This is a genomic window from Neolewinella maritima, from assembly GCF_923081025.1.
Taxonomy (GTDB): domain Bacteria; phylum Bacteroidota; class Bacteroidia; order Chitinophagales; family Saprospiraceae; genus Neolewinella; species Neolewinella maritima.
The window spans coordinates 1,923,397-1,937,227 of the sequence record NZ_CAKLPZ010000001.1 but is presented as its reverse complement, the minus strand read 5'-3'; the positions used below and the strand labels follow the sequence as shown (position 1 = coordinate 1,937,227).

Annotated in this window: 11 protein-coding genes; 4 read left to right on the top strand and 7 right to left on the bottom strand. The window is 57.9% G+C overall.

Features of this window, described 5'->3' with window-relative positions; translation table 11 throughout:
• Window positions 1-36: 36 nt before the first annotated feature.
• From MJQ68_RS08055 to MJQ68_RS08040, 4 genes are all read right to left on the bottom strand, one after another.
• Entirely contained in the window at window positions 37-1,776 is a 1,740-nt protein-coding gene (locus tag MJQ68_RS08055; protein ID WP_238750521.1) for a DUF4331 domain-containing protein, read from the bottom strand.
• A gap of 191 nt (window positions 1,777-1,967) precedes the next feature.
• Window positions 1,968-2,714 carry a copper homeostasis protein CutC gene (locus MJQ68_RS08050; RefSeq protein ID WP_238750520.1) on the bottom strand — a complete coding sequence of 249 codons (747 nt, stop codon included), beginning with the start codon at window positions 2,712-2,714 and terminating at the stop codon, window positions 1,968-1,970.
• Window positions 2,707-3,708, bottom strand: a complete 1,002-nt coding sequence (locus tag MJQ68_RS08045) for an isoaspartyl peptidase/L-asparaginase family protein (RefSeq protein ID WP_238750519.1) — start codon at window positions 3,706-3,708, stop codon at window positions 2,707-2,709. Before MJQ68_RS08045 ends, MJQ68_RS08050 begins: the two co-directional genes overlap by 8 nt.
• Before the next feature lie 11 nt (window positions 3,709-3,719).
• A complete protein-coding gene (locus MJQ68_RS08040; protein WP_238750518.1) occupies window positions 3,720-4,697 on the bottom strand; it encodes an agmatine deiminase family protein in 978 nt (325 codons plus the stop codon).
• 39 nt (window positions 4,698-4,736) lie between these two features.
• Between MJQ68_RS08040 and MJQ68_RS08035 the strand changes: the two genes are divergently transcribed.
• Complete coding sequence (locus MJQ68_RS08035) at window positions 4,737-5,525, top strand: SUMF1/EgtB/PvdO family nonheme iron enzyme (RefSeq protein WP_238750517.1); 789 nt, start codon at window positions 4,737-4,739, stop codon at window positions 5,523-5,525.
• A gap of 505 nt (window positions 5,526-6,030) precedes the next feature.
• Entirely contained in the window at window positions 6,031-7,290 is a 1,260-nt protein-coding gene (locus MJQ68_RS08030; RefSeq protein WP_238750516.1) for a putative DNA modification/repair radical SAM protein, read from the top strand.
• Between the two features lie 145 nt (window positions 7,291-7,435).
• Here the strand turns inward: MJQ68_RS08030 and MJQ68_RS08025 are convergent, their stop codons facing one another.
• Both MJQ68_RS08025 and gyrA read right to left on the bottom strand, forming a co-directional pair.
• On the bottom strand, window positions 7,436-8,767 hold the full coding sequence (locus MJQ68_RS08025; RefSeq protein ID WP_238750515.1) for a tetratricopeptide repeat protein: 1,332 nt from the start codon (window positions 8,765-8,767) through the stop codon (window positions 7,436-7,438).
• A 148-nt stretch (window positions 8,768-8,915) separates the two neighbouring features.
• Complete coding sequence (gyrA, locus tag MJQ68_RS08020; RefSeq protein WP_238750514.1) at window positions 8,916-11,480, bottom strand: DNA gyrase subunit A; 2,565 nt, start codon at window positions 11,478-11,480, stop codon at window positions 8,916-8,918.
• A gap of 139 nt (window positions 11,481-11,619) precedes the next feature.
• Between gyrA and ubiE the strand changes: the two genes are divergently transcribed.
• A complete protein-coding gene (gene ubiE, locus MJQ68_RS08015) occupies window positions 11,620-12,363 on the top strand; it encodes a bifunctional demethylmenaquinone methyltransferase/2-methoxy-6-polyprenyl-1,4-benzoquinol methylase UbiE (RefSeq protein ID WP_238750513.1) in 744 nt (247 codons plus the stop codon).
• Complete coding sequence (gene porT / locus MJQ68_RS08010; protein ID WP_238750512.1) at window positions 12,306-13,052, top strand: type IX secretion/gliding motility protein PorT/SprT; 747 nt, start codon at window positions 12,306-12,308, stop codon at window positions 13,050-13,052. Before ubiE ends, porT begins: the two co-directional genes overlap by 58 nt.
• Before the next feature lie 17 nt (window positions 13,053-13,069).
• On the opposite strand, the gene tpiA is transcribed toward porT, so the two are convergent.
• Window positions 13,070-13,822 (bottom strand): triose-phosphate isomerase, encoded by a 753-nt coding sequence (gene tpiA, locus MJQ68_RS08005; RefSeq protein ID WP_238750511.1) that lies wholly within the window; start codon window positions 13,820-13,822, stop codon window positions 13,070-13,072.
• Between the last annotated feature and the right edge of the window lie 9 nt (window positions 13,823-13,831).

The window sequence follows — 13,831 nt, the reverse complement described above, 5'->3', positions numbered from 1 at the left end:
GACCGGGGCGGTCGTTTAATGAGTTGGTCCGGTGGATTACTCCGCCAGGTTGGTGTGATCGACTTCGGTGCCGCGCCAGGGTAGGGCGACGTAGGGGAAGGTCGAGCGGAAATCCCGATCGTTAGATTCTACTTCGGTGGTGTAGTTGAGTACGCCGAGTAGCTGTTCGGTGACGGGACTTTCATCCGTGGCAGGGTCGTAGTCGTCGTACCACAGGCCGATCGCGGCCAGTACTACGCCACCTACGGCCTGAAGCTCGATCCGGGTCACGTCATCCTCCAGGCGGCGTCCGTTGGGGAATCCGTCCATGTTAGGAATCATCTGCAGACTAGCATCTGCGAAGTTGGCGTCCGTCAGTCCTATAACTGCGGCGGCTACGAGACCGCGTGAGTCGAAGGCATCGGAGTTGCGGGGCGTAGCGGGTACGGCCATGTTGAGCCGGAGCATATCGCCACCGTTCGGGAGGAAGTTGTTGATGAAGGGCTTTCCAGCAGCCAGGGGGTTGCCACCCTTGCCGGTAGCGAGCTGATAGGGGCGCGCATTAGGTACACCGGTGTGGAAGATGGGCCAGAGGTCCACCGAGCGGGGCTTACCGGCTCCGGGGAGCAGGATCGGGCCAAACGTAGGATCTGCGAATACAGTACCCATCTTCTGCTCGTCCGTAAGGCCGAACAGGCCGTCAGCACCATTTGTGAAGTCGAAGGAACCAAGGCTGGCTTCCTGCAGACGCAGCGGCGCAAAGGCTGGCACAGCGGCAGCGAAATTCGCGGTGTCCATATATAGGGCCAATTCGGGGTTGTAGAAGTACTTATCCAAAACGGTATCGCCGAGCTCCATATAGGGGGTGATCGCGTTCCAGTAGTCCTTCATACCCACGGGGATGATAACCTCATTGGTGAGGGGCATACCCAGGCGCGAGACCTGTACGTAATCGCCGGAGTCGACAATGGAGTCACCATCGACAATGGTGCGGATAGCCGGCCGGCTGGCGGAGGCCCATACACCAATGACGTAATCACCGTCCAAAATGCTGGTCGGCGTAGCGGCAGCTCCCTGCTTGAGCAGGGTGGTCTTAGGTACTTTGATGGCCAGCGTATGTACGTTGAACTGTGCCAGGCCATCGCGGCTGGCATCGTCTTCTCCCTGTCGGGGTGAATCACCCAGGTCGAACACACCACCCAGGTCTACGAAGAAGGCATCGTCGGAAGGACCGGCGAATACCATTTCTCCGGTCGTGGCCGTAGCGATGGAACCTTCCCAGATACTGGCGTACGTGGTGTCGAGGCCGGCACCACCTTCAATGGAGCGTGGCCCGATATCGTAAGGAGGTACGATACCATTGCGCACGATCGTATCGAAGGTCATCATGCCATCCATGCTCCGTTCGAGGGTGTAGGTGGCCTTAATGTTTTCCGCACCGAGGCGGATGTTAAAGAAGGTCGAAGGATCTTCATTGGTCCGTGCGAAGGTGAACCGGTAGGTGATCTCGTCTCCGACAACGCCGGCATCGTTATCCACGTGAATCTCGTAGCGGATGTCTTCGCCGAAGGTGTAGTAGTTGGGTCCACCCTGGGGCAGCTGCATAGGGATGTAGCTCGCGATGAGGGTTACGGTAGTAGAATCGTCAGGGGAGACAAACGCATAGACGTCGGTGTTGTCTGCAAGCGGATCGTCGGCAATCAGCGGGGCTTCCCGGTGGGAAGACGCCAGGGCGGTTTGGCCCAGAAAGACGATCAACGCAAAACAACCGAAACAGCGGAGGTAAAGCTTGGTCATAAAAATGGTGTCTGATAGAAGGTTAGTAAAAATGGATGGATGAACGGGGTTCACCTACCTGTAGGTACGTTGGACGTAGGCCAAGTAGATTTGTTTACCGGCAAATTAATTCACAAATCGCGTAATAAGAGCGAATTATATTCGCTAGCTCGGTTGTATGCTAAATATGTTGGTCGATCCTCCAAAAGTAGTCATTTACACGTCACTGCCGCGCGCAGGTATTTTTCTACTACCTCCTGATCCGTTACCGCTCTACGATACTCCGGCCATCCAGGTACTCCCATGTAGATGCGATCGTTGCGGTGCTGCATCCGACTGTCCACCTCCCGAAAGGCCGTCGCGTGAAATTGCCGTGCCCCGGTGTACCGTAGTACGTGGGCCACATTGTTTACGGTTATCCCACAGCCCGGCAGGATCTCTATGTCGCTTCCCGCCCGGTCCACTAGCTGCTGAATTAGGTCTAGCCCCTCTGGTACCGTAGCGGCCTGCCCCGAGGTAAGTACCCGCCGCACCCCGAGATCTCTAAGTATATCGAGCGCTTCCAGCGGATCGCGACATACGTCGAAGGCCCGGTGGAAGCATACCTGTAGCGGTCCGGCCGCAGCCAGTAAGCGTTGCACCTGCGGCCGCGCCACCTGACCCTGGGGGGTTAGCATACCAAAGACTACCCCCGCTACGCCAAGCTCCCGGCAGTGTGCGATGTCGGCCTCCATGACCGCCAGCTCGCGCGCCGTGTAGTCGAAATCGCCACCGCGTGGACGGATCATCACCATGACCTCAATGGGTAGTGCCGCGCAGGCCGCAATGGTGGCCAGGCTCGGAGTCACGCCTCCCTCCACGAGGGCAGCGCAGAGTTCTACCCGCTGGGCGCCGCCGGCCTGTGCTGCGACGACGTCGTCTACGCTCTGCAGACAAACCTCGAAAATAGGATCACTCATTTCCTGTGAGTTTACTGGGGGGGACCACCAACTGATTGTCTACCTGCGGCGAGTAGACCGCATAGTCAAAGTCAGGCTGAATACAGTAGCCGCCGGTACGCCCCAATTTATCCAGCGCGATGAAGCCGACCTGAATGGACCGGTAGTCCGGATTCTTGGCGATCACCCGCTCGACGGCCAGCCGGCACGCTTCGGTGGGGGAGTGGCCCTGCCGCATCAATTCAACCACCAGAAAGGACCCACAGGCACGGATCACCGCCTCACCCCAGCCGGTAGCGGTGGCTGCACCTACTTCGTCGTCCACGTAGAGCCCGGCCCCGATGAGGGGGGAGTCACCCACCCGACCGTGGTATTTGTAAGCCGCTCCACTCGTCGTACAGGCTGCCGCTAGGTTGCCCTGTTGGTCCAGTGTAAGCAGTCCAATCGTATCGTGGTTCTCCACGTTGATGGGCGGTCGGTAGCCCGGATTGTCACGCTGCCATATTTTCCACTCTTCCTCAATTTCGGGAAGCAGTAGGTCGGTAAGCGTAAAGCCCTGAGCCAGCGCGAATTGCTGTGCACCGTCACCGACTAGCATGACGTGTGGGGTGGCCTCCATTACCCGGCGCGCCACGGAAATAGGATGCAGGATGCCCTCCAGCGCCGCTACACTGCCACAACCGCCCGCGCCGTCCATGATGGCCGCATCCAGGGTGACGATGCCGTCGCGGTCCGGTCGCCCACCCAGCCCGACGGTGCGCACTGCGGGATCGGCTTCGGTGACCCGTACACCTGCTTCCGCGGCATCAAGGGCAGTTCCTCCGTCGACCAGCACGGCGTAGGCGGCGGCATTAGCAGCCAGTCCGTGTTGCCAGGTGGATACGACCACGGGCCGGGTGGTCGGAGGGAGGTGTTCCTGCGTGGTACTTTGCTCCGTTCCGCAGGCGGCCAGCGTACCGGCTACACCCAGCACGGGAAGCTGGCGGAGAAAACGGCGTCGGTCGGCGGTTGACATAGGTAGGTGGTTTACCAGCTAGGAATTTGCATCGTCAGACAGTGTAAGCCGCCATGTTGCTCAATGAAGCTGCGGCAGGGCACCGGCACTACCCGGTAGCCGAAGCCAGCCAGGATCGATTGCGCTAGCTCGTCAGTTGCTACCCCGTAGGTGGGTAGAAATAGGTGACCGTTACTGATCAGGAAGTTAGCGTAGGAAGCAGGTAGCTGGTGGCCATCGATGCTGCTGTAGATTGTGTCCACCCACGGTAGTTCCACCAGCCTATATCCAGTGCTTCGTTCACGCAGCTCTTCACGCATACGGGTGAACTCCGCGTGCTGAGGATCACCGGCCGGGGGTGGCCCTACGTAGGCGATGGTGTCGGCGGTAAGAAAGCGTGCCACGGTATCAATGTGGGCATCCGTATCGTCGCCGATCAATTCTCCATGGTCTAGCCAGATAATACGCTCGGCCCCCAGGGTAGTGCGTAGCATGGCTTCTGCGGTCTGTTTGTCCGTAAACCCATTGCGTCCTGTCGAGAGCAAACAGCGCGTGGTGGTAAGTAAGGTACCCGCCCCGTCGCTTTCGATGCTGCCCCCCTCCAATACCTGTGGCACTTCCTGGTACGCGGTATGTGGGTACAGTGCGCGGTGGATCTCGCGGGGCAGTGCATTATCGCGGGTGGCATCGAATTTACCGCCCCATCCATTAAACTGAAAGTCAAGCAGTAGGGGACCGTCTTCAAAAACCGTGATCGGTCCGGAGTCCCGTATCCAGCTATCGTCGGCGGGCAGGTAGCAGACGGCGCCCGTAAAATCAGTAGCGTAGGGGGAGAAGAAGGACCGGTCGGGAACGATCAGCGTAACGGGGCACGCCAGCTGAATGAGGCGGGCGGCCTCCAGCATGGCCCGGGCCGCCTGATCGAGCACGTCACCCCAGTCACTATCCCGTCGCGGGAAGCAAAGCAACACCCGCTGCTGGGGGTGCCATTCGGCGGGTAGTCGGCGCATCTTCGTAATTTACACGGTCAATATGGCCCAATATATACTATGTACTACCTGAAGTGGATCCTGGTGGGCGCGCTCGCGGGTGCGGTAGCCTGTGCAGAAAGCCCTGGCTCAACGGATCAGGCAGCTGCCCAAGCCGCTGCGCCCGGTCCGGGTATGGTATGGATCGAGACCCCCGGCGGCGGTTTCTGGATGGATGCGACCGAAGTGACTACCGGTGAGTTTGCCACATTCATAGCGGCTACCAGCTACCTTACCGAGGCCGATAGCTTCGGCTGGTCCGGTGTGTTCTCTACAGAGCAGCAGGCCTGGCTACCCGTAGAAGGAGCCAACTGGCAGTACCCCCTCGGCCCCGATCAACCCATGGCGCTACCGGAGCAGCCCGTCACCCAGGTCAGTCTGAAGGACGCGCGCGCCTACGCCAGCTGGGCCGGCAAGCGGCTGCCTACTGAAGCGGAGTGGATGCTTGCCGCTACCCAGGGTGGACAGCATACGGACTTCCCCTGGGGCGAAGAGATGCTGCCCGGTGGCAAATATCTCGGTAATTGGTGGCAGGGCCCCTTCCCTTTTGCCGATGAAGTGCTAGATGGCTTTCCCGGCATTGCTAGAGTCAAGCAGTTTCCTGCCGCCGCGAACGGACTCTACGACATGGCCGGCAATGTATGGGAGTGGACTGCTACCGAGCGGGCCGCCACGGCGGAGAACGTCATCAAGGGCGGTTCCTTTCTCTGCAGTACGTCGTATTGTACCGGCTTCAATCTGCAGCAGAAGCAGTACACCGCTAAGGACAGTGGACTGAACCACCTCGGCTTCCGCTGCGTAGCCGGCTAAATGAAATGGCTTCCCGCAGGGGAAGCCATTTCGAACAAAGCTTAAAGTCGATCATGCCGGTAGAGAGAGTCGGTAGTCCCGGTACGCTGCGCGGTGGTGTACCTATGCCTTGTCCGTGGTGCTGTCCGACTGACCTGCCAAAGGTAGAGCGGGGTGCTGAAAATCGAGGGGTCGATCCGTCTGGATGTATGTGATGCCCACGGAGTAATTTTAACTGTAGATGTGCATCGATTAAGATGAAGGTGGTAGTATTTACAGAGTAGTACATATCCTATTATATAAAGTCAATCTGTTATGCCCAGGCTGCTAATTGGTCTTCCCGAACCTTGTTAGTGGTGTACCTGACTATACAACTATCCTCCACGGATAAATTGCCTGGTGGACCACCACCGAGACAGGCAAAGAAGAATAAACAAAAAACGTAAAAACGTATTTATTTTGCACAATTTGTGTTACTTTGTGGTGGGTTTGAAGCCCCCCTCAGAGAACTTAGTGCAGTAGGAATATGAACGAACGGACCGCGGAGAAACTCACCATTTTAGCCGACGCCGCCAAGTACGATGTATCGTGCAGCAGCAGCGGCAGCAAACGCAAGAATACCGCGGACGGACTGGGAAACGCCACCGGAATGGGTATCTGCCATACCTACACCCAGGATGGTCGCTGCGTATCGCTACTCAAGATCTTGCTGACCAACCACTGCATTTTCGACTGTGCATATTGCGTCTCCCGGCGTAGCAACGATGTCAAGCGAGCCGCCTTCACCGTCGATGAAGTCGTGGATCTCACGCTCAACTTCTACCGGCGCAACTACATCGAAGGCCTGTTCCTCTCCTCCGGTATTTTCAAGAGTGCGGACTATACCATGGAACGCCTCGTTCGCATCGCCAAGAAGCTGCGGACCGAGCATAAATTCAACGGCTACATCCATCTCAAGGCGATTCCCGGAGCCAGCGACGAGCTGATTCACGAAGCCGGTCTGTACGCCGACCGCCTGAGTGTCAACCTGGAAATGCCCAGCGAGGTCAGTCTCAAGAAAGTAGCCCCCGAGAAGAATTACGCCGAGGTCTACCAGCCCATGAATTTCCTCAAGGAGTCTATCGTAGGCTACAAGGAGGAGAAAAAGGCGCTGATGAAAACGCCTAATTTCGCCCCCGCCGGTCAGTCTACTCAGATGGTGATCGGTGCCAGTCCCGAAAGCGATAAGGATATTCTTACCCTTTCCGCCTCCCTCTACGATCAGCAGAACCTTAAGCGGGTCTACTACAGTGGCTACGTCCCGATCAGCGACGACAGTCGCCTACCGACCCTGTCCGCACCCCCGCTGCGCCGGGAGAATCGTTTGTACCAGGCGGATTGGCTAATGCGCTTCTACGGCTTCCGTGCCGACGAGATTGTCGACGACAGCCAGCCGAACCTGGATCCCGACCTGGACCCGAAACTCGCTTACGCACTCCGGCACCCGGAAATGTTCCCCGTCGATGTCAACACCGCTCCTTATAAGCTCATCCTCCGTATCCCTGGGGTAGGGGTGAAGTCTGCTCTCAAGATCGTCAACAGCCGTCGATTTCGCCCGCTCCGCCGCGAGCACCTCCGTAAGATCGGCGTAGTCTGGAAGCGCGCGCAGTACTTCCTCCTCTGCGCCGACAAGGACTTCCGCCAGCTAGGGTTCGACCCCGCCGCGATCCGTCATCAGGTCACTGCCAGCGCGACTAAGACGGGGCGGCACGCCGTGGATACCGGACAGCTTGCGCTGTTTGGTTAGTAGACCATTGCCACACCCGCGATCACTGTACCTTGACCTAACGAAAGAACCCCCGCCAGACGATTGTCCGACGGGGGTTCTTCCTGTATGTACACACTAGAATCTGCGCTTAATCCGTGCAGCAATCCGTGTACGCGGTGGTTAACTACATGCCCTGCTCCTCGAAGTAAGACTTCTCGATCTTCTCGCCGGCCTGGATCTTCTCGATACGTGCCTTCATTTCGTTGGACGCATCGTAGTTATCACGACGGGCAAAGATCTCTTTGAGCGCGTTGAGGGTGTTCAGGTTATTGGGATCCGTCTTCTCGGCCTTTTGAAAGTAGGGGTAGGCCGTGTCGAACACACCGTTGATCTCCTCTTCCATCTCTTCGTACTTGGCCTGACCTTCCTTGCTGAAGTCGTTGCCTAGCTCCACCAGTTCGTTGGTCATGGTAGCGGCACGGTTGTAGTACAAGGCACCAAGGCTGTAGATGAGCGACGCATTGTCGGGCTGGATCTCGAGACCAGCTTCGTAGTTTTCCTTAGCCTTGTCAAAGTACTCGGCAGCCTTCTCGGGGTTCTCTGCCCGGTTGGTCTGGTAGAGTTGGTCGTAGACCGATCCGAGGGTGCTGTACAGGCTCACGTTCTCGGGCTCGGCGGCGATCGCTTCGTCTAGCTTACCGGTCAGTTCGTCCAGTTTACCTTCTGCGAGGTAGTAGTTGATCTCGGTGAAGAGCAGTTGGGTCTCTTCGGGGTACTTTTCGCGACCTTCCTGCAGGTACTTGCCGGCTGATTCCATATCACCCTTACCGCTGTAGACCTTGTAGAGTCCGTCGTACAGACCCACGTCGCTGTAATCACTCTCGTAGAGTGCCATGAACAGGGGCTCGGCTGCATCGTAGTTCTCGTTCAGTACGGCGGATAGAGCGGCGTAGTACCGCTCGTCGTTGAGCTTGGTCTCGTCGTCAGCGAAGGCGCTTTCACCGTCGTTGCTGCTCAGGAACTCGTGTACTTCTACGCTCTTGTTAAAGGCTTCGTAGCTGTCTTCGTAGTTCTTGTCCTGGATGGCGTAGATGCCTTCGTTAGAGATGTTACCCTGTAGCGTTTCCAGACCCTTCAGCGCGGCTTTTTTGGCGCTCTTCTTATCGGCCATGTTGTACGCCTTCATGTAGTAGTCGGCGGCTGTAGCAGCGGCACGGCCTACCATCGGCTCGATGGGCTCGTTGTTGGCCAGCGTACGATCCTGTACGTACTGATTGATGGCGGCGGCATAGATGTCACCAGCCTCGAGGTAGGCTTTGTAATCAGCCTGTACGGTGGGATCCTCCATCGCGATCATGACGGCATCTACTGCTTCCTGCAGTTTGACGGCATCGCGGTTCGTGTTGTAGTTGTCGTAGGCTTTGGACGCCTCCTTCATTTTGTCCTCGCCACTCTGAGCGAAGGCGGTAGAGACCGCAAGCAGTGCGACTAGGGCACTTAGCATAAGATTACGCATGGTATGTATTGTTGGTTTCAATGAAATGTGTGTATTCCTAAGACAGCGTTTCGGCTCGAAGGATAACAGGAAAACGTTAAGGGAGGCCCCACCGGTGGTTAAGGCTCCCTTAAAATTATAAAACAGTGAAGTATTGGACGTGTTCGCCCTACTCCTCCTCGCCTACGATGTCGTCCTCATCGACGCTCACCACGGCCACATCGGCGATGGCATCGTCACTACCTATGTTGATCAGCCGGACCCCCTGCGTGGAGCGACCCATCACGCGAAGCTCCTCCATGCCCGTGCGGATCAGGATGCCTGACCGATTAGTAATCATCAGATCGTCGTCTTCCGTGACAGCCTTGATCGTGACCAGCTCACCGGTCTTGTCGGTGATCTTCATGGTGCTCACGCCCTTTCCGCCGCGGTTGGTGATGCGGTAGTCGGTCCATTCAGACCGCTTACCCATACCCTTCTCGCTGACCACTAGGATAGTCTTGTCCGTATCCAGCTCGTGGTCGATCGTAACCATACCGACTACCCGATCCTTGGGTCCGTTCAAACTGATGCCCCGTACGCCGGCCGCGTTGCGCCCCATGTTACGTACCGCACTTTCTTCAAAGTGAATGGCCTGCCCCTTGCTGGTGGCCAGGAACACGTGGCTGTTGCCGGTCGTCAGGCGAGCCTCGAGGAGCTCATCTCCGTCGTTGATGGTGATCGCATTGACACCGTTGGTCCGGGGCCGACTGTACTCCTCCAGACTCGTTTTCTTGACCTGTCCCTTCTTCGTGGCGAAGATGACTGAATGTTTGGCCAGAAACTCTTCGTCCGTCAGGTCGGCTACGTTGATGTAAGCCTTGACGTTGTCTTCCTTCGGCATGGCCAGGATGTTCTGGATCACGCGTCCGCCGCTGTTTTTGCCTGCTTCGGGGATCTCGTAGATCCGCAGCCAGTAACACCGCCCCTGCTCCGTGAACAGCAACAGGTAGTTGTGATTACTGGCGATGAAGAGGTGCTCCACAAAGTCGGCGTCGCGCGTTTTACTGCCGCGACTGCCCCGACCACCACGCGATTGTGCCCGGTATTCGGATACCAGCGTGCGCTTGATGTAGCCTAGGTGGCTAATGGTCACTACTACATCCTCGTCGGCGATCATGTCCGTGATGGAAATGTCAGCCGTATCCAGGCTGATCTCCGAGCGCCGCTCGTCGCCGAAGCGGGTACGCACGTCGTGCAGCTCGTCCTTGATGATATCACGCTGCAGCTTCTCGCTCTCCAGGATGGCCCGCAAGTTATCGATCAGTGCACGGATCTCCCCGTACTCGTCGCGGATCTTGTCGATCTCCAGACCAGTCAGTTTTTGCAACCGCATATCGAGGATGGCCTTGGCCTGCTCCTCACTCATCACATTACCTTCACTGACGCGCAGCTCCTCGGTCTGCACTTCCTGCACGAGGTCGCCAAACTTATCCCAGAATGCCTTCTTATCCTCGACGAAATCACCGGCCATCAGGCCTTGCTTAGCCGCTTCGGGATCAGCGCTTGCACGGATCAGCTTGATCACTTCGTCCAGATAGTCGAGCGAGATCAGCAGCCCGATCAGAATGTGGGCCCGAGCCAGGGCCTTGTTCAGCTCGTAGGCCGTACGCCGCTGGATCACTTCCAGGCGGAAGGCTACGAACTCTTCGATGAGGTCCTTTAGGTTCAGCGTCATCGGACGTCCACCCACCAGGGCCACATTATTCACGCCGTAGCTGGTCTGTAGCGGGGTATACTTGTACAGGTAGCTCAGTACGATCGACGCCATCGCGTCGCGCTTCACTTCGATGACGATGCGGAGGCCGTCGCGGTCGGATTCGTCGCGTACCGCGCTCACTCCGGTGATGCGGCCCGCATTGACCAGCTCGGCGATCTTAGCCACGAGAGTAGCCTTATTGACCTGATAGGGGATCTCGCTGATGATGATCGTCTCCCGGTCGTTGCTGTCCACTTTGATATCGGCCCGTCCGCGCACCACTACGCGGCCACGCCCGGTGCGAAACGCTTCCCGCACGCCGTCCATGCCGTAGATGATTCCACCGGTAGGAAAGTCGGGTGCTTTGATGAACTGCATCAGCTCATCAATGGTAACGTCCGGGTTATCAATCAGGGCGATCACGCCGTCCACTACCTCATTCAGGTTATGGGGTAGCATATTGGTCGCCATACCTACGGCGATACCCGAGGCACCGTTGACCAGCAGGTTAGGGATCCGTGTGGGCATCACGGTGGGCTCCTTCAGCGTGTCGTCGAAATTGAGCTGGTAGTCGACCGTGTCCTTGTCCAGGTCGCCCAGGATGCTATCGGAGATACGCTGCAGCCGGGCTTCGGTGTAGCGCATAGCCGCGGGGCTGTCCCCGTCCATGGAGCCGAAGTTGCCCTGCCCGTCCACCAGGGGATAGCGCAGCGACCAGTCCTGGGCCATGCGGACCATGGTGTCGTACACGGAGGAGTCGCCGTGGGGGTGATACTTACCCAGTACCTCACCGACGATACGGGCGCTCTTCTTGTGGGCGCCGCGGTAGCTGAGTCCTAGTTCGGACATGCCGAAGAGTACCCGCCGGTGTACGGGTTTGAGGCCATCGCGTACGTCGGGCAGGGCCCGGCTTACGATTACCGACATCGAGTAGTCGATGTAGGCGGACTTCATCTGGTCTTCGATATTGACCGGGATGATGCGTGGATTTGCCATAAATTCGTTTTAGCGGGCGGGTGCGCCGGTGCAGAGAAAATCTCCGGAAAAGCGCTGAACGACCCGCGCACGAAGGTACAAAAATCGTGCCTAAAAACCTACCTAAACCATACGTAATGTGGGGGGTTAAGTAGCCCATATGGCAGAGTCGAAAAAGGTAGTCAAACCCTACGGTGCGGGGGAGTCCAAAAAGCAGGAAGTCGGGCGTATGTTCGACACCATCGCCCCCACCTACGACCTGCTCAATCGCGGCACTTCCCTGGGGGTAGATACTCTGTGGCGCAAGAAGCTCATCGCCCAGCTCGACCCCGCCACTCACCGGACCATCCTGGACGTCGCCACCGGCACGGCCGACGTAGCCATTCAGACCGTGCTGCGCACCGGCGCCGATCACGTCACCGGCCTCGATCTGAGCGAGGGGATGCTGGCCTACGGACGCATCAAGGTGAAGAAGCGCGGACTGCAGGATCGTATCCGGCTCGATCAGGGCGACAGTGAGGCCCTGCCCTACGCCGATGCTAGCTTTGACGCGATCACCGTGGCCTTCGGCGTGCGCAACTTCGAAAACCTCGAGCAGGGGCTGGCTGAAATGCTGCGCGTGCTGCGACCGGGCGGTAAATTGGTCGTACTGGAGTTTAGTCGGATCAAGTACGCACCGCTGCGTTGGGCGTTCAATTTCTATTTTGGCAAAATTATGCCGCTCATCGGCCGTTTACAGAGCAAAGACCCCCGGGCCTACGCCTACCTCTTCGAGAGTGTACAGGCGTTTCCCAGCGGTCGCGATTTTCAGGCTATCCTTGCACGGGTTGGCTACAACGACACTACATGGCAAGCACTTACTTTCGGCATCGCCTCTATCTACACCGCCTACCGGCCACGCTGACCCTGCTCCTGGTTATCTTTCTTTGCACCTGCGGCCGCGCCCAATTTGTGGGGGGGAAGAACTACAACTTCTACGATTTTCAGGCCAAGCCCTATTACTTCGGTATCACGCTGGGCTTCAATTCTAGTCGCTACACGCCCTTTCGGAGTCGGGAATTCATTTTCACCGACAGCATCGTAGGCGTAGAAAGCCTCAACGGACCGGGCTTCAACCTGAACCTGATCGGTAACCTCAAGCTGGGTAAGTACTTTGATTTTCGCTTCACGCCGGGCTTTAGCTTCGCGGAGCGGAACCTGAACTACACCCAGAGCTCCGTCCGCAGGGTAGAGTCGCAGGAAAAAGTGGAGGCGGTATTCATCGAAATGCCCTTCTACTTTCGCTATAAGTCAGCGCCCTACCGCGATAAGCGGCTGTTCCTGATTGCGGGGGTGAAGTACTCCTTCGATGTGGCTAGCGAGAGCCGCACTCGGCAGGCGGAAGAATTGGTGCGGATCAGCCCTCACGACTTCTCGGTCGAGTACGGCGCGGGCGTGCAGATCTTCTTCCCTTTCTTTATTCTTTCGCCGGAGTTCAAGATCAGTCACGGCGTCGGTAATACACTGCTGTTCAACCCGACGCTGCCGGAGAGTCGGGTACTGGAGAAGGTGACCAGTCGCACCTTCACGATATCGTTCCATATCGAGGGCTAGACCGCTCGCGCTGGCGGCTATACGGCCTGCACGATGGCCGCGAAGCTTTCCGCGTCCAGGCTGGCACCGCCCACCAGGCCACCGTCTACATCGGGTTGTGCGAAGAGTTCGGCGGCGTTGCCGGGCTTCACCGATCCACCGTACAGGATAGTCATGTGCTCGGCCACGTCCGCACCGAACTGATTGCTGATCATGCGACGAATGTAATTGTGCATCTGCTGCGCCTGTTCCTTGCTGGCGGTGACGCCCGTACCGATGGCCCAGACGGGCTCATAGGCGATGACGACCGACTCGATCTGCGTAGGGGATAGCGAGCCCAGGGCCTGCTCTATTTGCTTGCCGACTACCACCTCCTGGTTGCCCGCCTCGCGAATGTCCAGCTTCTCACCGCAGCAGTAGATGGGTTTAAGACCGGCGGCGATGGCGGCTACGATCTTGCGGTTGATGAGTTCGTCATCTTCACCCGCATACTCCCGACGCTCGCTGTGGCCCAGGATGACGTACTCGATCCCGGCGTCTGCCAGCATGGCTGCGCTGGTTTCTCCGGTGAATGCACCGCTCTGCTCTTCGTGCATGTTCTGGGCGGCCACGGCGTAGCCGGACGGATCCTTCACCAAAGCCTGTACGGCCATCAGCTGGATCGCGGGTACGCCAAAAACGACCTTGGTCGCGGGGGTGCCCACGCGGTCGATCACCTGGCGCACCAGTTCGTGACCCTCCCGGGGCGTTGTATTCATCTTCCAGTTTCCGGCGACCATCGTGCGGCTCATAGTGTAGTG